General features: G+C 52.9%; 15 protein-coding genes. 5 read left to right on the top strand and 10 right to left on the bottom strand.

What is annotated here, in order from left to right; all coding sequences use genetic code 11:
- Positions 1-16: 16 nt before the first annotated feature.
- The 10 genes from JQN59_RS18880 to thpR form a co-directional block, all read right to left on the bottom strand.
- Complete coding sequence (locus JQN59_RS18880) at positions 17-2,620, bottom strand: outer membrane usher protein (protein ID WP_080250723.1); 2,604 nt, start codon at positions 2,618-2,620, stop codon at positions 17-19.
- Between the two features lie 29 nt (positions 2,621-2,649).
- Entirely contained in the window at positions 2,650-3,384 is a 735-nt protein-coding gene (locus JQN59_RS18875; RefSeq protein ID WP_048214909.1) for a fimbrial chaperone, read from the bottom strand.
- 78 nt (positions 3,385-3,462) lie between these two features.
- Entirely contained in the window at positions 3,463-4,050 is a 588-nt protein-coding gene (locus tag JQN59_RS18870) for a fimbrial protein (RefSeq protein WP_076726052.1), read from the bottom strand.
- 460 nt (positions 4,051-4,510) lie between these two features.
- Complete coding sequence (locus JQN59_RS18865) at positions 4,511-5,095, bottom strand: fimbrial protein (RefSeq protein WP_128611355.1); 585 nt, start codon at positions 5,093-5,095, stop codon at positions 4,511-4,513.
- Positions 5,096-5,686: 591 nt separating this feature from the next.
- Positions 5,687-6,178, bottom strand: coding sequence for a 2-amino-4-hydroxy-6-hydroxymethyldihydropteridine diphosphokinase (gene folK / locus JQN59_RS18860; RefSeq protein WP_048214906.1), 492 nt, complete (start codon positions 6,176-6,178; stop codon positions 5,687-5,689).
- A 110-nt stretch (positions 6,179-6,288) separates the two neighbouring features.
- Positions 6,289-7,686: a polynucleotide adenylyltransferase PcnB gene (gene pcnB, locus JQN59_RS18855; RefSeq protein ID WP_204528218.1), complete on the bottom strand. Its 1,398-nt coding sequence runs from the start codon at positions 7,684-7,686 to the stop codon at positions 6,289-6,291.
- 71 nt (positions 7,687-7,757) lie between these two features.
- A complete protein-coding gene (gluQRS, locus tag JQN59_RS18850) occupies positions 7,758-8,654 on the bottom strand; it encodes a tRNA glutamyl-Q(34) synthetase GluQRS (RefSeq protein WP_048214904.1) in 897 nt (298 codons plus the stop codon).
- A 70-nt stretch (positions 8,655-8,724) separates the two neighbouring features.
- Complete coding sequence (gene dksA, locus JQN59_RS18845; protein WP_003829221.1) at positions 8,725-9,180, bottom strand: RNA polymerase-binding protein DksA; 456 nt, start codon at positions 9,178-9,180, stop codon at positions 8,725-8,727.
- Positions 9,181-9,357: 177 nt separating this feature from the next.
- On the bottom strand, positions 9,358-10,062 hold the full coding sequence (sfsA, locus tag JQN59_RS18840; RefSeq protein WP_149607629.1) for a DNA/RNA nuclease SfsA: 705 nt from the start codon (positions 10,060-10,062) through the stop codon (positions 9,358-9,360).
- Between the two features lie 15 nt (positions 10,063-10,077).
- Positions 10,078-10,608: an RNA 2',3'-cyclic phosphodiesterase gene (thpR, locus tag JQN59_RS18835; protein WP_149607630.1), complete on the bottom strand. Its 531-nt coding sequence runs from the start codon at positions 10,606-10,608 to the stop codon at positions 10,078-10,080.
- Between the two features lie 73 nt (positions 10,609-10,681).
- Here thpR and hrpB point away from each other — a divergent pair, with 73 nt between their 5' ends.
- From hrpB to fhuD, 5 genes are all read left to right on the top strand, one after another.
- The gene (gene hrpB, locus JQN59_RS18830; protein ID WP_188110096.1) at positions 10,682-13,111 is read left to right on the top strand and encodes an ATP-dependent helicase HrpB; all 2,430 of its coding nucleotides are present in this window, start codon (positions 10,682-10,684) and stop codon (positions 13,109-13,111) included.
- A gap of 135 nt (positions 13,112-13,246) precedes the next feature.
- Positions 13,247-15,787, top strand: a complete 2,541-nt coding sequence (gene mrcB / locus JQN59_RS18825; protein WP_048214900.1) for a bifunctional glycosyl transferase/transpeptidase — start codon at positions 13,247-13,249, stop codon at positions 15,785-15,787.
- 305 nt (positions 15,788-16,092) lie between these two features.
- Positions 16,093-18,342 (top strand): ferrichrome porin FhuA, encoded by a 2,250-nt coding sequence (gene fhuA, locus JQN59_RS18820; RefSeq protein ID WP_048227070.1) that lies wholly within the window; start codon positions 16,093-16,095, stop codon positions 18,340-18,342.
- A gap of 47 nt (positions 18,343-18,389) precedes the next feature.
- A complete protein-coding gene (gene fhuC, locus JQN59_RS18815) occupies positions 18,390-19,187 on the top strand; it encodes a Fe3+-hydroxamate ABC transporter ATP-binding protein FhuC (protein WP_003829206.1) in 798 nt (265 codons plus the stop codon).
- Positions 19,187-20,077: a Fe(3+)-hydroxamate ABC transporter substrate-binding protein FhuD gene (fhuD, locus tag JQN59_RS18810; protein WP_048214898.1), complete on the top strand. Its 891-nt coding sequence runs from the start codon at positions 19,187-19,189 to the stop codon at positions 20,075-20,077. Before fhuC ends, fhuD begins: the two co-directional genes overlap by 1 nt.
- Positions 20,078-20,087: the final 10 nt, after the last annotated feature.

Genomic DNA, 20,087 nt, shown 5'->3' with positions numbered 1-20,087 from the left:
CCTTTATCCTCGTAATCTATTGCATCTTGCAAGGAACGGCGTTGAGGACGAGGGTCTTACCTGGCGCGTCTTCATTGCCTGAAGCAACCTGATAATGCAAACGGCAGCGCTGTGCCTGGTTCTGTAAGCTCCAGCGCACTTCCAGCTCGCCGCTGTCATCGATACCACGGACAAACGCCTGGCTGCCCTGGCCAACAGTGCCGAGCATATTATTATTCTGGTCGAAGACCTCAGCGGTGAACGGAATCGGCTGACCATCGCTGCGGACCAGGTTAATAATCGCGGAACGCCCCTGATCGGTTGCGAACTGGCTCATTACTACGGCCCCGCGCCGTGGGATCACGGTTGCGCTGGTGCTTTTCATTTCGATATCGTTATCCAGTTCGTTAATATCAAGTGAGACGATATTTTCTCGGTACGGCGTTAATGAATTGCCGATACCGTAGCCGAAGCGGTCGATTGTGCTGTTGCCGTAATCAATACGCGCGCCCTTCGCGCCAGGGGCATCAATAAGCACTAGCGTATCGCCGTCGCTAAAGCTCTGGTTGCTGAAGGTCAGCCCGCCGCTGTGCAGCACAAAGGCGCCATCGGTATTTAATGAATACTGACGCGAGCTGTCATTGCTGGCCGATGCGGACGCGGTGATATTGCCGTAGTTGGAGTCGTAGCTTACGTAGGAACTAATGGTGGAGAGATCTTTGTCCTCTTTTTCCATGTCGTAGGCGGTACTGATGCTGTAGTTCCAGCGGCTATCGGCGCTGTATCCGCTGGCGCTGGTGTTGAATTGATTGCTACCGTCGAAATCGCTGCTGACGCTGCTGTTCAGTGTGCGGAAGCCGCCGCTGTCCCGGTCGGTGCCCAGCAATTTATCCAGTGGGATTGTCACGCTCAGGTAGACCGAGTCATCGCGGTGATTGTCTTCGTCATAGGTGCGCTGCACGTTGATGCTGTAGCTGGCCCAGCCCAGGCTATTGCTGTAGCCTGCAGAGAAACTGCTGCGGGAATCATTGGTTACCCAGTAGTCGGCCCAACTGCCGTTCAGATAGAGCGAACCGTAGTTGATATCCCCGTTTTTCAGACTTTGATTCAGGCTGATGGTGAACTGGTTTTTCATCCGCGAATAGTTGTTCATGCCGTGGGCAGTGTCACTGTCGCTGTGTTTGGCATCATCAATAATGCTCAGCGCATCGCTCAGACCCAAATAGTCTTTCGTCGAATAGCGGTAGGCGGCGATGTTCAATGAGGTGTCCGTCGGTGCGAAGAATTTATTCCACGACACGCGGTAGCTCTGACCGCTGTATGTTTTATCGTCAGGAACGTTAGTCTGTGATTGGGTGACGTCAAAGGAGACAGCACCGATTAGGGTGTTCATCCCCAACCCCAATAACCCAGCAAGATAGCCGTTGTCTGTGGCCTGAATACCGCTAAAACCGGTGAATGTGTTGTTAAAACCGTAATAGAACGTGCCCTGTGCCAATCCCGGCTCATCACGTAAGCTATCGTCGTTGACCTGGCCCACGCTGAGATCCCATTTGCCAACACCAGGGTGCATCATTTGTACCAGAGATGAAAACGCCTGACTAAAGCTATGCTTCGAGCCGTCGGCTTCGGTAATGGTGACCTCTAAATCGGCGCCATACCCGGATGGCGAGAGGTCATCAATCGCAAAAGGCCCTGGTGGGACCGTGGTCTCATAAATTTTGTAGCCGTTCTGTGTAATGGTGACTTTGGCGTTACTGTTGGCCACGCCACGAATTGTTGGCGCATAGCTGGCAAGCTGCGGTGGCAGCATTTGTGATTCGCTATAAAGGCGAATACCGCGTAGGTTGACGGTGTCGAAAGCCTCACCGCTGGTGCCGGATTCACCAATGATCAACTGGGAGCGTAGCGCGGCGATATCTCGCTGCATATAGCGGTTTTGATAGTCAATATTGCTGCCGCCGTCCTTTTGCCTTGAGTAGTTGCCTTGTGCGCGGAAATGCCATGCGCCCAGGTTTACACCGCCATTAAAGCCAGCATAGACGCTGTCTTCAGTACCGTAGTCGTTCTCATTTTTCCACGCACTGACGTTGTACGACAACATGGCGGCAGGGATGCCGTCATCCCACAGCGAAGGATCAACATAGTTGGCGAAACCTTTTTGCACCCACATTTGTGGTACGCCGATATCCAGACGCTGGTCGCCGCCGTCAAAGTGGTTGGTTGACTGGGGAATAGCGAGCGCGAGATCAAGGCAGTTGTTAATGCTTTCCTCACGTTTCACCAGTACGGCTTTTTCGGGTATATCGTCAGGCAAACGAATATGTAACTGGCTGAGCATCTTGGGCGTAATGCATGCCTGTGTTTTACCGTTATGCGCGATATCGATGAACTCGACCTTCAGCGTGGTGACCAGATCATTATTAACGTAGCCGCTGGCATCGTAGACGCCAGGGGAGATCGCATTACCGTCGGAATAACGACTAAGATCGACCTGGCTTGATCCCGGTCCCATTAAAAACGAGCTGTCAAACTCCATCGTTTCATTTTCAGCCCATGCGCAAAAGCTGCCGGGTAATAGAGTACAGACAATAAAGCGGGCCAGGAAAGTAACCCTGAAATTTTTCGACAGCAGTATCATTGGCGCATCCCAAAGAGTAAAGGTAAGCGTTAAATATTCACCTTGCCGTTAATTGCGCCGCCAAAATCACTGATCGCAATATAGTTAATGCTGGTTTTGGTGGGTGTGCCGGTTAAGCCAGAAATGGTGAAATCGGATTCGCCTTTGGGGGCAACCATTGAAGCGGAAACAGCATATTTTCGTCCGCCAACAACGGCTTCAATTTTATTAAACGAGACAAAATAGCCGGTAGGGTTAGTCACATGAATGACGGGTTTCCCTGCTTTTTGCTGGATGCGCCACTGCAATTTCTGCGGGGCTTCTGATGCGATACCTGCCAGTCCGTCCGGGCGGTAAAACATTTTGATACGCGTGCGGAAAGCCAATTGCAGGATATTTTTATCTTTTACCTCTGCATCTTTCATTTTGGGGGGAACTTCCAGCACGTTAAACCAATAGATGCTTTCGCGATCATTAGGTAACGTGCTGTTGCTTGTATAGGTCAATTTTACCGTCTGTCCCCGTCCTGGTTCGATACGGGAAACCGGTGGTGTGGCGTTAAAGGGTACATTGATGGTACTGGGATCAGCGTTTGGATCGCCGTCATCCAGCCAGCTTTGTACTAGCGCTGGTGTCGAGCCTTTATTTTCCAGTCGAATGGTGGTGTCCTTTTGTGCGGCTTTATAAATAATACGCGTGCCGGAAAGGACAATATCTGCAAATGCCGGTTGGACAGCCAATAGTGCAGTAATAGCAAAAGAAAGGGAGCGACACATCCTGGTCATAGTTATTCCTCCATGTTGGTATATAAGGAGGGAAATTGTGATAAAGCACACGATGCCCCTCCTGCCAAATACGAATGATTATTCGTAGGTTACGGTATACGCTGTGTTGGATTTCACGTAGCCCGCGGTTACAGGGACAGCATCAGACTGCTTAACGTAAGAAACGACGAAGTTGAACTTCGCCACACCGTCAGCATTAAAAGATGCATCGTGAATATCGGCAGCGTCGTTTACTTTGACCTGGGTATAGGCCAGCGCGGAGCCAGAATCATCGACCTGGTGGATGGCCAGGTTAACGCCGGTAGCCGGGTTGGAGATAGAGTCATCGTTGTTCAGCGTACCGAGGCTGTTGCTGAAGAACGTTGAAGCCATGCTTAGCTGCGCTTTTGTGTTGGTGTTGCTGGAACCGCAGTCTACGGTAATGTAGAACGGTTCAGGTTGTACGCCAGGCTCACTGCCCTGTACACCTGGGTCGCTTGCAACATTCGCCGTGACAGCCGTGTTCAACTGAACCTGGCCGTCCTGGCTACCGCCGTTCACGTGCGGCGTGCAGGTGTTATCGCTGACCAGACCGGCAAAGTCTACCTGGCCGCCATCAAGGGCGAATGCAGATGTTGTAGAGGCGGCAGACAGCACCAGTGATAAAGCAATTAACTTTAATTTCATGTTGAAATATCCTTATTAAAAATAAATGTCATTTCAGACCGCCGAGATTATAAAACTCGCGCTGGAAATAGAAAAATACCGAGCAAGGATGTTTCTCATTATGGTATTCACGGAATGAATATTTTGTTTATGTATTGGTTTCGCTTTTGTTCTGCCATGATCGACCCTCTAAAAATACCATGATATTTATTCTGCTTATATTATGTTTGCGATAAAAATAACCGTGCTTTATATTTTTGGTTTATTGTTTTCTTTTGGTTTATTGTTATTATGTATATATTTGGTGTATTTGTTTTTATTTAACATTCATCATGTATGATGAAAAAAAATAAAAGCATGTTTAATTAAATTTTAAAATATTCTGCTCAATAGCAATTTAACATCATCGGCTGTATTTGGTTTTCAGGGGTAAATGATGGAGTTATCTTGTTGCTTTCGATAACCCCATGAATATTAACAATTAATTATAGGTTAAAGTATAGGCCGTATTAGACTTCACATAGCCTGCTGTCACCGGAACGGCGCTGGACTGCCTTACATATGAGACGACAAAGTTGAATTTGGCGACGCCGTCAGCATCAAAAGTTGCATCGTGAATATCGGCAGCGTCGTTTACTTTGACCTGGGTATAGGCCAGTGCAGATCCGGAAGCATCGATCGCATGGATGGCCAGGTTAACGCCGGTAGCCGGGTTGGAGATAGAGTCATCGTTGTTCAGCGTACCGAGGCTGTTGCTGAAGAACGTTGAAGCCATGCTCAGCTGCGCTTTCGAGTTGGTGTTGCTGGAGCCGCAATCTACGGTGATGTAGAACGGTTCAGGTTGTACGCCAGGCTCACTGCCCTGTACGCCCTTGTCGCTCGCAACATCCGCCGTGACAGCCGTGTTTAACTGAACCTGACCGTCCTGGCTGCCGCCATTCACGTGCGGCGTACAGGTGTTGTCGCTGACCAGACCGGCAAAGTCTACCTGACCACCATCGAGGGCAAAAGCGGAAGAGGAGAGCAGCGCTGTAGAGAATGCTATAGCGAGTAGCGTCTTATTCATTTCGTAATGTCCTTATTAGAACTTAATGTCTTTAAAAATAACTGGTGAATAAATTATTGCGAGTGGATTAAAGCAAACATCAGCATGAAATGTAAAATTCATAAAATCTATTTGTTTTGATGTTATTATTTTTAACGCAAATGATATTTGAATTTCATATTTATTAGAGGTTGATTTTTTCAACTGATTATTGTTTCTGTAAGATTTTTAAGCGTAGATTGTTGAGAGGATGGAGATATTTGCATTTATAGCATTTATCTTGTTGATGTTTGTATTAGACGTATTGATTCTGTGACAGTTTTTATGTAGAGAAAAAAAGAATGCTTGGATATGGTTTATCTTTTATATCACTGTGATTGATGTTTTTTTATTGATTAGAAAAAATACAATATTGTTGTAAAAAAAATAACAAGGGCAATGTTAATTGGTGATTTAAAATATTAACGCTTTGTATGATTGTCGAAAAATATAATATTGAATGTTATATCAAATGGTTATGACCATGTTGTGATTGCGTGGTTAACGTTGAATGGTTATACGGGCATCAATCGTGCCGCGCCTCTTCACGCAGTGTTCCGGAAATCAGTGCTATTACCAGAGAGCAGGACGTTGAGGGTAATTCTGGGCGAGATAAGTACGGAGCGGAGTATTGCCAGGGAAGAGCAGTTCTGGCGCGATTTCAACTAACGGCCACAGCATAAAGCCCCGGTTTTTCATGTCGTAGTGCGGCACGGTCAGACGTTCGGTGTTAATCACTTCATCGCCAAACAGCATAATGTCGAGGTCCAGCGTTCGCGGCCCCCAGCGTTCAGCTTTGCGCACGCGGCCCTGTTGCAGTTCAATACGCTGGGTATGGTCCAGCAACGCTTCGGGGGCGAGGGTGGTTTCCAGCGCCACGGCGGCGTTCAGGTAATCGGGCTGATCCTGTGGGCCTAATGGCGGTGTGCGGTAAAATGAAGAGACGGCCATAATGCGGCTGTCGGGAATTTCACCGATCGCCTGTATGGCAGCATTCACCTGTTCCAGCGGGGAGGCGAGGTTGCTGCCAATAGCGATATATACCCGTCGTCTTTCAGGCTGCATCTGTGTTGGCTTTCCTCGCTCATCCCAGTCACGTACTGATGTACGCTCCCGGGAGTTCGCTGTGTCGCCGCCTTGATGCAACCCGAAATCCATTGGGTATACGCGATTGGTCACGCGGAACCTTCGCGGCGTGGCGCGCGTTTACGCGGGCGACGATGGCGACGGCGTACGTCTGGCTCTTCATCCAGCTCGTTCAGCATGCCTTTTTGTTCCGGCGGCGCTGAAACCTGGAATTCACCCCACCATTTCGCCAGTCGCTGCAATTCCGCGTTGTGTTCGACTTCAGCACGCAGCGCTAACAGGTCGTAAGCTGCGCGGAACTTTGGATGCTCCATCAGCTTCCAGGCGCGTTTGCCCTGGCGACGGGACATACGTAACTGCAACTGCCAGATATCGCGGGTCAGTGAGGTCAGACGTTTCGGGATCGCCAGCGAGCGGCAGGCTTCGTCCAGCACGTCGTTCATTGCCAGCGCGAAAGCGTCGTAATAGGCCAGACCGCTTTCTTGCGCAATTTTCTGTGCGGCTTCCAGTAACGGATACCAGAACATGGCAGCAAACAAGAACGCCGGGTTAACGCGCATATCATTGTGAATGCGGTTATCGGTATTCTTCAGTACCTGGGCAATGATGCGTTCCATCGGGCTATCACCGTCTTCGGTGAAGTAGCGCGTAATGGTTGGGAACAGCGGTTGGAACAGGCTGTACTCACGCAGTTTTTTATAGGTTTCGTACCCATAGCCCGCCTGTAACAGCTTGAGCGCTTCTTCAAACAGGCGTGCAGGAGGAATATCGTTAAGCAAGGTAGCCAGACGCGGGATAGGCTCCGCGGTTTCCGGGCTGATACGCATGTCGAGCTTGGCGGCAAAGCGCACGGCGCGCAGCATACGTACAGGATCTTCGCGGTAGCGCGTTTCCGGATTACCGATCAGGCGAATGATGCCCTCTTCGAGATCCTGCATTCCCCCGACGTAATCACGTACGGTGAAATCGGCCACGCTGTAATACAGGCTGTTGATCGTGAAGTCGCGACGCTGGGCATCTTCTTCGATGGAGCCGAAGATGTTGTCACGCAGCAGCATACCGTTTTGCCCACGCTGCGATGTTGTGCGATCGGATTCGCTGCCTTCATGATGACCGCGGAAAGTCGCCACTTCGATAATTTCTGGGCCGAACATGACATGGGCCAGACGGAAACGGCGACCGACCAAGCGACAGTTACGAAACAGTTTGCGCACCTGATCCGGCGTTGCGTTAGTGGTGACATCAAAATCTTTCGGTTTTTTGCCCAGCAAAAGATCGCGTACACCACCGCCAACCAGCCATGCCTCGTATCCGGCCTTATTGAGCCTGTACATTACCTTCAGGGCATTTTCACTGATATCTTTGCGGGAGATAGAGTGCTGCTCACGCGGAATTACCGTCATATGTGGACGGGCGACGGCGAGCTCAGCCTCGCGCTCCTCGCGGCTTAGCACCTTGCGGCAAAAATTAGCGACTCGGGTAAAAATAGTGCACCTCGGTAGTGTCAAACTTCAATCAGAACAAGTGTTGCTGTGTAAAAATAGCGGCTAATCATAGCTCAGCATGATGCATTTGAGAATGCCGGATTTAAGATCGCCGAATCAGGCACCGCTGTCAGACGCCAATTCTCAACGGCAAACTCCAGGATCTGATCAACCTGCATATCCTGCCACGGGATATCGGCACGCTGGCCGAGAAAGCGCAGCGCGGCAATAATCACCGGACGCGGATCGCCTTGCGGCAGCGCAGGTGCATGATTTTGTTTTGAAAGTTTAGCGCCTTGTTCGTTGAGCGCCAGCGGAAGATGAATATAGTCAGGCGCTTGCCAGCCAAACTGCTGATACAAAGAGATTTGCCGCACCGTGGGTTCGATAAGATCGGCGCCGCGTACAATCTCCGTTACGCCCTGAAAGTGGTCATCAACCACCACAGCGAGGTTATAGGCAAACAGCCCGTCGCGTCGGTGGATAATAAAATCTTCCCTCGCAAGCTGCGGGTCAGCCTGAATCTCACCGCGCAGTTGGTCAGTAAACTGCATCACCGGATGGCGTTGCTTTATGCGGACAGCCGCCTGCTCTGGTCCGAGGCGTAACTCACGGCAGTGGCCGTCATAAATACCGCCGACGCTTTGAATACGCGCCCGCGTACAGGTGCAGTAATAGCTCAGATCCTGTTGATGTAACCAGGCGAGCGCCTCGCGGTAGGCATCATGACGTTGGGATTGCCATAAAATATCGCCATCCCAGTGCAGTCCGTAATGTTCCAGCTGACGCAGAATCGTATCTGCAGCACCGGGAACTTCACGAGGGGGGTCAATATCTTCAATGCGCACTCGCCAGATTCCGCGCTGTGAGCGGGCCTGCAGGTAACTCCCGAGGGCGGCAATTAGTGAACCGAAATGCAGTTCGCCAGAAGGGGAAGGGGCGAAGCGGCCTATATAGTGTGAATCGCTCATTTTGCGGACTAACAAATAATAAGGCGGGAGAAGCTCCCGCCTGTAGTAAAAGTGGTAAAAATGACCGGAATTAACCTGCCATTTGTTTTTCGCGGATTTCAGCCAGCGTTTTACAGTCGATGCACAGATCGGCTGTAGGACGTGCTTCCAGACGGCGAATACCAATTTCTACGCCGCATGATTCGCAGTAGCCGAAATCTTCGTCTTCTACTTTCTTCAGCGTCTTCTCGATCTTTTTGATCAGTTTGCGCTCACGGTCACGGTTACGCAGCTCAAGGCTGAATTCTTCTTCCTGTGCGGCGCGGTCCACCGGATCAGGGAAGTTAGCCGCTTCGTCTTGCATATGAGTTACGGTGCGATCGACTTCATCCCTAAGTTGATTGCGCCATGCCTCAAGAATACGCCTGAAGTGCGACAGCTGGGCTTCGTTCATATACTCTTCGCCCGGTTTCTCCTGGTACGGCTCCACCCCAGCGATGGCGAGAATACTCAGGGACGATGTTTTACGGTTTTGCCCTTCTTGCATGTTGCTTCTCCTTAACACGCACTATCGATCCCCATGTTCGGGGGAAAAATCAGGTCGCTATAAATAGCAGATGCTTTTCCGGATAGCAATTATCTAAACGTAACACTTGACAACCCTGTGAGGAAAAGCGTATTTGCCCACGCGCCCAGAATACTAATTGACCAGATATTTACACCATTACAAGGTAATGGGCAACGGCTCTTTAAGAGTCATACCGTGGGCAGAAAGTTCCGCTTTATAAACCAGAATTTCAACCCCCTTAAGCTGTGCTTCAACTAATAATTGCGCATATTTTGCATCGATATGGCGCGCGGGTGAAAACCGTGTAATGGATGAATGTAGCACGGCGAAAAATATCACTGCCCGCTTGCCTTCAGCCGCTACGCTCATCAATTCCCGAAGATGCTTCTGACCTCGTTCAGTGATGGCATCGGGAAAATAACCCTGCTCTTTTTCCGCCAACGTGACTGATTTCACTTCAATATAGCAGTCAGGTCGGGAATCTGCCTGTAACAAAAAGTCGATGCGGCTCCCTTCGGCGCCGTATTTTACTTCACTTTTCAAAGTGCTGTAGCCTGAAACTTCTGAAATTAACGCCTGCTGAATCGCCTCTTTCGTTAATCTGTTGGCCCACAGCGTGTTAACACAAATAAATTCACCGGATTGAGTTTGCGTTAATTCCCAGGTATGTGGATATTTGCGTTTAGTATTTTCTGATGTCGAATACCAAACGGTGTCACCTGGCATTGCGCATCCGGTCATCGCACCGGTATTTGGGCAGTGTAACGTTAACTCTGTGCCATCTGGTGTGATCACATCCGCTAAAAAGCGCTTATAGCGCTGGATGAGCGTTGCTGGTTGTAAAGGTGGAGAAAATTGCATAAACAGTCCCTTTGATTATTCAGTCAGCGTCCAGCGTTGCAACTGCGTGTAACGCGTGCGTCCTCGCGCAAATGAGGAGGAATAAAGCGCAAATTCCGTGACTGGAAACGACCAGCCAAAGCCCGGTGGCGGGATTGGCACCGCGTGGCCGGCATCGCGCAGCAGCGTGATATGTGGATGAAACGGCTGCGGGCTTTGGTAGCAACCGCTGCGTGCGGCCTGTGCCCGCAGCATATTCGCCAGTTGCAGCAACCCGCGCGGCGGCTGACGCATTCCCAGCCACACAACCCGGGATCGCAACCATTGCCCGGCATCATCGAGTTTGAGCGTAAAACCCGGCTGGCGAATACGCCCCGCGAGCTGCGACAGCGCCTGTTGCTTCTCAGCGCTGACGTCGCCTAAAAAGGCCAGCGTCAGATGCAGATTATCAGCCGCGACGGGGCGACCCGCTTCAGGGGGGAACTGCGCGGCCCGCCAGTGGATTAGCTGCTCCCGAACCCCGGCTGGCAATCCAATCGCAAAGAACAGCCTTTTTGGCTCAGACATGATGGATACTCGGTTATGAATTAACGCGATGCTACAATGCAGCGCGAAGAATGTTAACCCTCTGGAGCCATTTGTGACGTCGTTGCCCGTTGCCGCCGTAGTGCCTGAACTGCTTACCGCCCTTGATGCCTCGCCGCAGGTTCTGCTGACGGCGCCGACCGGTGCCGGGAAATCGACCTGGCTGCCGTTGCGACTTCTTGAGCATCGCGGTATCACGGGGCGGATTATTTTGCTGGAGCCGCGCCGCCTGGCAGCGCGTAATGTGGCGCAGCGATTAGCGGAATTGCTGAACGAAAAGCCGGGTGAAACCGTGGGTTATCGCATGCGCGCGCAAAGTTGCGTAGGGCCGCAGACCCGGCTGGAAGTGGTAACAGAGGGCGTCCTGACGCGGATGATCCAACGCGATCCTGAACTGACAGGCGTCGGGCTGGTGATCCTCGACGAATTTCACGAACGGAGTTTACAGGCTGATCTGGCGCTGGCGCTATTGCTGGATGTGCAGCAAGGGCTGCGGGACGATCTGAAACTGTTGATTATGTCCGCCACTCTGGATAACGGGCGTTTGCAGCAGATGTTGCCCGATGCGCCGACGATCGTTTCTGAAGGCCGCGCATTTCCCGTTGAGCGGCGGTATCAGCCGTTGGCGGCGCATTTGCGTTTTGATGAAGCGGTAGCGATAGCGACGGCGGAGCTATTGCGCCATGAAGGTGGGTCACTGCTGCTGTTTTTACCGGGTGTGGGCGAAATCCTGCGTGTACAGGAGCAGCTGGCTACGCGTGTAGGCAGCGATGTTGTGCTGTGTCCACTGTACGGCGCGTTAACGCTTTCCGAGCAGCGTCAGGCGATTGTGCCCGCGCCGCAAGGCAAACGCAAAGTGGTGCTGGCCACCAATATTGCTGAAACCAGCTTAACGATCGAAGGCATCCGACTGGTGGTGGACTGCGCCCAGGAACGCGTGGCGCGCTATGACGTGCGTACCGGTCTGACGCGACTGATTACCCAGCGCATCAGCCAGGCTTCGATGACTCAGCGCGCGGGACGTGCGGGTCGTCTGGAGCCCGGTATTTGCGTGCATCTGCTTGCCAAAGAGCAGGCAGAAAGAGCGGCAGCGCAGGGGGAAGCGGAGATATTGCAGAGCGATCTGTCCGGGCTATTGATGGAGTTGCTGCAATGGGGATGTACCGAACCTGAACAACTGAACTGGCTGGATACGCCGCCCGCCATCAATCTGCTGGCGGCAAAACGGCTGTTGCAGATGCTGGGCGCGCTTGAGGGCGACAGGCTCAGTGCTCGCGGACAGAAAATGGCTGCATTGGGTAACGATCCTCGTTTAGCGGCGATGCTGGTCGGTGCCAAAAATAATACCGAAGCGGCTACGGCGGTAAAACTGGCTGCGATTCTGGAAGAGCCGCCGCGCGGCGGAAGTACCGATCTGACCGTGGCGTTTTCACGAAATCAGCCCGCCTGGCAGCAGCGCAGTCAACAGTTGCTGAAACGGCTTAACGTTAGCAGCGGACAGCCCGACAGCACGTTGCTCCCCTCATTGCTGGCGCGGGCGTTTACCGATCGGATCGCGCGTCGACGCGGGCAGGAAGGGCGCTATCAACTGGCGAATGGCATGGGCGCAATGCTGGATGCTGATGACGCTTCAGGACGCCATGAATGGCTGATAGCGCCACTTTTGTTGCAGGGTAGCGCTGCGCCAGACGCGCGTATTTTGCTGGCTCTGCCGCTGGATATTGAGGCGCTGATGCAGGCATGTCCTGAGCTGCTGCAACAGTCCGACACCATCGAATGGGATGAGACTCAGGGAACGTTAAAGGCATTGCGTCGGTCGCGCATTGGTCAGCTCACGGTAAAAGTACAGCCATTAGCCAAACCCTCGGAAGAGGAGTTGCATCAGGCGATGTTGAATGGCATTCGCGATAAAGGGCTAAGTGTGCTCAACTGGACGTCGGAAGCCGAGCAGTTTCGACTGCGTCTGCAATGTGCGGCAAACTGGTTGCCAGAGTATGACTGGCCCGCGGTAGATGAGGATTCTCTGCTGGCGTCGCTGGAGACCTGGCTGCTGCCGCACATGAGCGGTGTGCACTCGTTACGCGCATTAAAAGCACTCAATGTGGGACAGGCGTTGCGCGGTTTACTGGACTGGTCAATGTTGCAACGTCTGGATAGTGAGCTGCCTGCGCATTACACTGTGCCGACGGGAAGCCGGATTGCCATTCGCTATCATGAGGATAATCCTCCAGTATTGGCGGTTCGGATGCAGGAAATGTTTGGTGAAGCAAAGACTCCAACCATTGCCCAGGGGCGCGTGCCGTTGGTGCTGGAGTTGCTGTCTCCGGCCCAAAGACCGCTACAGGTGACCAGCGATCTGAGCGCGTTCTGGCAGGGATCGTACCGTGAGGTGCAAAAAGAGATGAAAGGGCGTTATCCCAAACATGTCTGGCCGGACGATCCGGCGAATACCGCGCCAACGCGGCGTACCAAAAAGTATTCGTAATGTAACTGTAGGCCGGATAAGGCGTTATGCCGCATCCGGCGAAAGAGCGGTAATAATTGAGAGATTTCTTCTTCTGTCGCAGGACGGAAGAACAGAGAATCGGGCCCTTGCGCCTGAATGTTGCGGAGAAAAAGCATGGCGGGGAATGACCGCGAGCCAATTGGACGTAAAGGGAAACCCTCGCGTCCGGTGAAACAAAAGGTGAGCCGTCGTCAACTCAGAGATGAAGAGTATGACGACGATTATGATGATGATGACTATGAGGATGAAGAACCGATGCCGCGTAAGGGTAAAGGCAAAGGGCGTAAGCCTCGTGGTAAGCGCGGCTGGTTCTGGCTGCTGGTAAAACTGTCGATTGTCTTTTTGGTGCTGATCGCCATTTACGGCGTTTATCTGGACCAAAAAATTCGTAGCCGTATTGATGGCAAAGTCTGGCAGCTTCCTGCGGCAGTTTATGGCCGTATGGTTAACCTTGAGCCAGAAATGCCTATCGGCAAGAACGAGATGGTGAAGCTGCTGGAGGCCACGCAGTACCGTCAGGTGACGAAGATGACGCGTCCGGGCGAATTTACCGTGCAGGCGAAGAGCATTGAGATGATTCGTCGTCCGTTTGACTTCCCGGACAGCAAAGAAGGGCAGGTGCGTGCGCGTCTGACCTTTGACGGCGATCATCTGGACACCATTGAGAATATGGATAACAACCGCCAGTTCGGTTTTTTCCGTCTTGATCCGCGTCTGATCACCATGCTCTCTTCACCTAACGGTGAGCAGCGCCTGTTTGTTCCGCGTAGCGGCTTCCCGGATCTGCTGGTGGATACGCTGCTGGCGACCGAAGACCGTCACTTCTATGAACATGACGGTATCAGCCTCTATTCCATTGGTCGTGCGGTGCTGGCGAACCTGACGGCGGGTCGTACGGTACAGGGGGCCAGTACGCTGACTCAGCAGCTGGTGAAAAACCTGTTCCTGTCCAGCGAACGTTCCTACTGGCGTAAGGCCAACGAAGCCTATATGGCGCTGATCATGGATGCGCGTTACAGCAAAGACCGCATTCTTGAGCTGTACATGAACGAAGTCTATCTCGGCCAAAGCGGTGATAACGAGATTCGCGGCTTCCCGCTGGCGAGCCTCTATTATTTCGGTCGTCCGGTAGAAGAGCTGAGCCTCGACCAGCAGGCGCTGCTGGTGGGGATGGTTAAAGGGGCGTCGATCTACAACCCGTGGCGTAACCCGAAGCTGGCGCTGGAGCGTCGTAACCTGGTTCTGCGTCTTCTGCAGCAGCAGCAGATTATCGACCAGGATCTGTATGACATGCTGAGCGCGCGTCCGCTAGGCGTACAGCCGCGTGGTGGGGTGATCTCCCCGCAGCCTGCCTTTATGCAGATGGTGCGTCAGGAGCTCCAGGCGAAGCTGGGCGATAAAGTTAAAGATCTCTCCGGCGTGAAGATTTTCACCACCTTTGATTCCGTGGCGCAGGACGCCGCAGAAAAAGCGGCGGTGGAAGGCATTCCGGTATTGAAGAAACAGCGTAAGCTGAGCGATCTGGAAACCGCGATTGTGGTCGTTGACCGCTTTAGTGGTGAAGTTCGCGCCATGGTCGGCGGAGCAGAACCGCAGTTTGCGGGCTATAACCGTGCGATGCAGGCGCGTCGTTCGATTGGTTCTCTGGCCAAGCCTGCAACCTATCTGACCGCGCTCAGCCAGCCGAAGTTGTACCGCCTGAATACCTGGATTGCCGATGCGCCGATTGCGCTGCGTCAGCCGAACGGCCAGGTGTGGTCACCGCAGAACGATGACCGTCGCTATAGCGAAAGCGGCAAAGTAATGCTGGTGGATGCGTTAACGCGTTCAATGAACGTGCCAACGGTAAATCTGGGGATGGCGCTGGGCCTGCCTGCTGTAACCGATACCTGGTTGAAGCTGGGTGCGCCGAAAGATCAGCTTAACCCGGTTCCGGCCATGCTGCTGGGTGCGTTAAACCTGACGCCAATCGAAGTGGCGCAGGCGTTCCAGACTATCGCCAGCGGTGGGAACCGCGCGCCGCTGTCGGCGCTGCGTTCGGTGATTGCCGAAGATGGTACCGTGCTGTACCAGAGCTTCCCACAGGCCGAGCGTGCTGTTCCGGCGCAGGCGGCGTATATGACGCTGTGGACTATGCAGCAGGTGGTTCAGCGTGGTACGGGTCGCCAGCTTGGCGCGAAGTATCCGGGTCTGCATCTGGCAGGGAAAACCGGGACCACCAACAACAACGTGGATACCTGGTTTGCCGGGATCGACGGCAGCCAGGTGACCATCACCTGGGTGGGCCGCGATAACAACCAGCCAACCAAGCTGTACGGTGCCAGCGGCGCGATGTCGATTTATCAGCGTTATCTGGCCAACCAGACGCCAACACCGCTGGTGCTGACGCCACCGGAGGATGTGGTGGATATGGGCGTAGACTACGACGGTAACTTCGTTTGTAGCGGGGGTATGCGCACGCTTCCGGTATGGACCACCGATCCGGATTCACTGTGTCAACAAGGTGAGATGTTGCAGCAGTCGGGTAATCCGTTCGATCAATCTTCTCAGCAGCCGCAGCAACAGCAGCCTCAACAGCAGCAACCGCCGCAGCAGGAGAAGAAGGACGGCGATGGCGTAGCCGGTTGGATTAAAGAGATGTTTGGCGGTAACTAATGCCTGCCTCAAAACCCGCTTCGGCGGGTTTTTCATTTTTTGCGCTATATGGTTTTAGTTTGCCTTGCCTGACGGCGCTGCGCTTATCAAGCCTACGGAATTAAGGTAGCCATCCGGTACGTTATCCGTTAAAACATTTCAGCCTAATTTATTAACCCTTTCTTTTCATCTGGTTATTTCTTAACCCCTCAGTTTTAGTAGGGACGCGTATTGCTTGCTATCTCGCCAGAGTTTCGAATATTATGCTGCCGTTATAATAATAATTCTCGTTTACGTTATCATTCACTTTCATCAGAGAAATACCAATGGCGCGTCTTAAAACTGCTCAGCCAAGTTCATCACTGCGTAAAATCGCAGTAGTGGTAGCCACAGCGGTTAGCGGCATGTCTGTCTATGCACAGGCGGCGGTTGACCCGAAAGAAGAAACCATCACCGTAACTGCTGCACCTGCTCCGCAGGAAAGCGCATGGGGGCCTGCGGCAACCATCGCTGCACGACAGTCTGCTACGGCGACCAAAACCGACACTCCGATTCAAAAAGTTCCTCAGTCTATTTCAGTGGTCACCGCCGAAGAGATGGCGTTGCATCAACCAAAATCGGTCAAAGAGGCGCTCAGCTACACCCCGGGCGTTGCCGTGGGTACACGTGGCGCGTCCAATACCTATGACTACCTGATTATTCGCGGATTTGCCGCCGACGGCCAAAGTCAGAATAACTATCTGAATGGCCTGAAGATGCAGGGCAACTTCTACAATGATGCGGTCATCGACCCTTATATGCTGGAGCGCGCCGAAGTGATGCGCGGTCCGGTTTCCGTTCTGTACGGAAAGAGCAACCCGGGTGGGTTGTTGAATATGGTCAGCAAACGTCCGACAACAGAGCCCCTGAAAGAAGTTCAGTTCAAAATGGGCACTGACAGCCTGTTCCAGACCGGTTTTGACTTCAGCGATGCGCTGGATGACGATGGTGTGTACTCATACCGCCTGACTGGCCTGGCGCGTTCCGCGAATGCGCAGCAGCAAGGCGCAGAAGAACAGCGTTATGCTATCGCGCCATCTTTCACATGGCGTCCGGATGATAAGACGAATTTCACCTTCCTCTCCTACTTCCAGAACGAGCCGGAAACCGGTTATTACGGCTGGTTGCCGAAAGAGGGGACCGTGTCTAAGCTGCCAAATGGTTCACGTCTGCCGACCGATTTCAACGAAGGTGCGGACAACAATACCTACTCTCGTAACGAGAAGATGGTGGGCTACAGCTTCGACCACGAATTTAACGACACCTTTACCGTACGTCAGAACCTGCGTTATGCGCAAAACAAAGTGTCGCAGAAAAGCGTGTACGGCTACGGCATGTGCTCCGATCCGCTGTATACCAAAGATCCGGCTAACAGTCCTTGCGCCAGCATCCCTCAGTCAGATTGGGATCACACGTTGACTCGTCAGTACGTTGACGACAATGAAAAATTGCAGAATTTCTCTGTTGATACCCAGTTGCAGAGCACATTCGCCACCGGTTCCCTGGATCACACATTGCTGACCGGCGTTGACTATATGCGTATGCGTAACGATATCAACTCCTGGTTCGGTTGGGCTGGTTCGGTAGCGCCGTCTGATATCTATAATCTTGACCGTAGCGATTTTGACTTTGGCTCGCACCCTGGACCTGGCGCAGCTTATCGCGTTCTGAATAAACAGGAACAAACGGGCCTGTACGCTCAGGATCAGATGCAGTGGGATAAGGTGCTTGTCACTCTGGGCGGTCGTTACGACTGGGCTAAGCAGGACTCTCTGAACCGCGTTTCTGGTGTGCTGGACTCCCGTGATGACCGACAGTTCACCTGGCGTGGCGGTGTTAACTACCTGTTCGATAACGGTGTAACCCCGTATTTCAGCTACAGCGAATCGTTTGAACCAAATTCTCAGGTTGGGGAAAGCGGCAATATCTTTGCGCCATCTAAAGGTAAGCAGTACGAAGCGGGCGTGAAGTACGTACCGAGCGATCGTCCGATCGTGTTGACCGGTGCCGTTTACCAGTTGACCAAAACCAACAACCTGATGGCCGATCCGAATGGATCGATCTGGTCAGTTGAAGGCGGTGAAATTCGTTCACGCGGTGTGGAAATCGAAGCGAAAGCGGCACTGTCTGCCAGCGTTAACGTGGTGGGTTCTTATACCTACACCGATGCGGAATACACCACCGACACCAACTACAAAGGCAATACGCCTGCTCAGGTGCCAAAACATATGGCATCACTGTGGGGGGATTACACCCTCTATGATGGCGCGCTTTCCGGGCTGACGTTGGGTACGGGTGTTCGTTATACTAGTTCCAGCTATGGCGATCCGGCAAACTCCTTCAAAGTGGGAAGCTACACGCTGGTAGATGCGTTAGTACGTTACGATCTGGCGCGTGTTGGTATGGCTGGCTCCAACGTGGCGCTGCATGTGAACAACCTGTTTGACCGTGAATACGTCGCCAGCTGCTTCAATACTTATGGCTGCTTCTGGGGCGCAGAACGTCAGGTCGTTGCAACTGCAACCTTCCGTTTCTAATTTCTCTTTGGGCACGCTTTGCGTGCCCGTTTTACAAGTTGGCTGCTATGCAGGAAAACAGATCCCATCCCGACACCACTTTTGCGTTGCGTAATGTCTCCTTTCGTGTGCCTGGCCGCACGCTTTTGCATCCTCTCTCATTAACTTTTCCTGTAGGGAAAGTGACTGGTCTTATCGGCCACAACGGTTCCGGTAAATCGACATTATTGAAAATGCTGGGACGTCATCAGCCGCCGTCAGAAGGTGAAATCCTGCTCGACGAACAGCCGCTGGAGAGCTGGAGTAGTAAAGCGTTTGCCCGCAAGGTCGCCTATCTGCCGCAACAGCTGCCGCAGGCAGAAGGGATGACCGTACGCGAACTGGTGGCGATTGGTCGTTATCCGTGGCACGGGGCGCTGGGGCGTTTTGGCGTTGCCGACAGAGAGAAGGTAGAAGAAGCCATTTCGCTGGTAGGTTTAAAGCCGCTGGCGCACCGTCTGGTCGATAGCCTGTCCGGTGGGGAACGCCAACGCGCGTGGATTGCCATGCTGGTGGCACAGGACAGCCGCTGTCTGCTACTTGACGAACCGACCTCCGCACTGGATATCGCCCATCAGGTTGACGTGCTGGCGCTGGTGCACCGCTTAAGCCAGCAGCGTGGGCTGACGGTGGTAGCGGTGCTACACGATATCAACATGGCGGCCCGCTATTGCGATTACCTCGTTGCGCTGCGCGGCGGTGAGATGATTTCTCAAGGAACGCCTGCTGAACTGATGCGCAGTGAAACTCTGGAACAAATTTACGGTATCCCGATGGGCATTTTGCCGCATCCGGCCGGTGCCGCACCCGTGAGTTTTGTCTATTAATGATCGGATTACATCATATTACCCGTCGGCGGCTGCTTACGGCGATGGCGCTGTCGCCTCTGCTGTGGCGGATGAATACGGCGCACGCCGCGGCGGTTGATCCACAGCGCATTGTAGCGCTGGAATGGCTGCCGGTAGAGCTGCTGCTGGCGCTGGGTATTACGCCGTACGGCATCGCAGATATCCCTAACTACAAGCTGTGGGTCAGTGAGCCTCCTCTGCCGGACTCGGTAATTGACGTCGGGCTACGTACGGAGCCCAATCTCGAACTGCTGACCGAAATGAAGCCCTCATTTCTGCTCTGGTCGGCAGGCTATGGTCCTTCCCCTGAAAAGCTGGCGCGGATTGCACCAGGCCGGGGATTTAATTTCAGCGATGGCAAAAAGCCGCTGGCCGTTGCGCGACAGTCGCTGCAGGAAATGGCGCAATTGTTCAATCTGCAAGCCTCTGCTGAACGCCATTTGACTGAGTACGATCGTTTTATTGCCAGCCTGAAACCGCGCTTTATGCAACGCGGCGCGCGTCCCGTGCTCCTGACATCCCTGCTTGATTCGCGGCATATGCTGGTGTTTGGTTCAAACAGCCTGTTCCAGGACGTACTGGACGAATATGGGATCCCTAACGCCTGGCAGGGAGAAACAAACTTCTGGGGCAGTACTGCCGTGAGTATTGACCGTCTGGCTGCTTATAAGGATGTCGATGTATTGTGCTTTGATCACGGCAACGATAAAGAGATGGCTGCGCTGATGTCTACGCCATTATGGCAGGCGATGCCGTTTGTCCGTGGCGGACGTTTTCAACGTGTGCCTGCCGTTTGGTTTTATGGCGCAACGCTATCGGCCATGCATTTTGCCCGTATTCTGGATAATGCGTTGGGAGGCAAAGCGTGAGCAGGAAACT

The sequence above is a fragment of the Citrobacter sp. B72 genome, from assembly GCF_016894305.1.
Lineage (GTDB): Bacteria > Pseudomonadota > Gammaproteobacteria > Enterobacterales > Enterobacteriaceae > Citrobacter > Citrobacter portucalensis.
This window is presented reverse-complemented; position numbering and strand designations above follow the sequence as displayed.

What these genes read in the sequence shown, in the direction of transcription:
- fhuC (WP_003829206.1), top strand. Translation starts at nt 18,390, where the DNA reads ATGCAGGAAAACAGATCCCATCCCGACACCACTTTTGCGTTGCGTAAT.
- fhuD (WP_048214898.1), top strand. Translation starts at nt 19,187, where the DNA reads ATGATCGGATTACATCATATTACCCGTCGGCGGCTGCTTACGGCGATG.
- sfsA (WP_149607629.1), bottom strand. Translation starts at nt 10,062, where the DNA reads ATGCAATTTTCTCCACCTTTACAACCAGCAACGCTCATCCAGCGCTAT.
- thpR (WP_149607630.1), bottom strand. Translation starts at nt 10,608, where the DNA reads ATGTCTGAGCCAAAAAGGCTGTTCTTTGCGATTGGATTGCCAGCCGGG.
- mrcB (WP_048214900.1), top strand. Translation starts at nt 13,247, where the DNA reads ATGGCGGGGAATGACCGCGAGCCAATTGGACGTAAAGGGAAACCCTCG.
- JQN59_RS18870 (WP_076726052.1), bottom strand. Translation starts at nt 4,050, where the DNA reads ATGAAATTAAAGTTAATTGCTTTATCACTGGTGCTGTCTGCCGCCTCT.
- JQN59_RS18865 (WP_128611355.1), bottom strand. Translation starts at nt 5,095, where the DNA reads ATGAATAAGACGCTACTCGCTATAGCATTCTCTACAGCGCTGCTCTCC.
- fhuA (WP_048227070.1), top strand. Translation starts at nt 16,093, where the DNA reads ATGGCGCGTCTTAAAACTGCTCAGCCAAGTTCATCACTGCGTAAAATC.
- JQN59_RS18880 (WP_080250723.1), bottom strand. Translation starts at nt 2,620, where the DNA reads ATGATACTGCTGTCGAAAAATTTCAGGGTTACTTTCCTGGCCCGCTTT.
- dksA (WP_003829221.1), bottom strand. Translation starts at nt 9,180, where the DNA reads ATGCAAGAAGGGCAAAACCGTAAAACATCGTCCCTGAGTATTCTCGCC.
- gluQRS (WP_048214904.1), bottom strand. Translation starts at nt 8,654, where the DNA reads ATGAGCGATTCACACTATATAGGCCGCTTCGCCCCTTCCCCTTCTGGC.
- JQN59_RS18875 (WP_048214909.1), bottom strand. Translation starts at nt 3,384, where the DNA reads ATGACCAGGATGTGTCGCTCCCTTTCTTTTGCTATTACTGCACTATTG.
- folK (WP_048214906.1), bottom strand. Translation starts at nt 6,178, where the DNA reads ATGCAGCCTGAAAGACGACGGGTATATATCGCTATTGGCAGCAACCTC.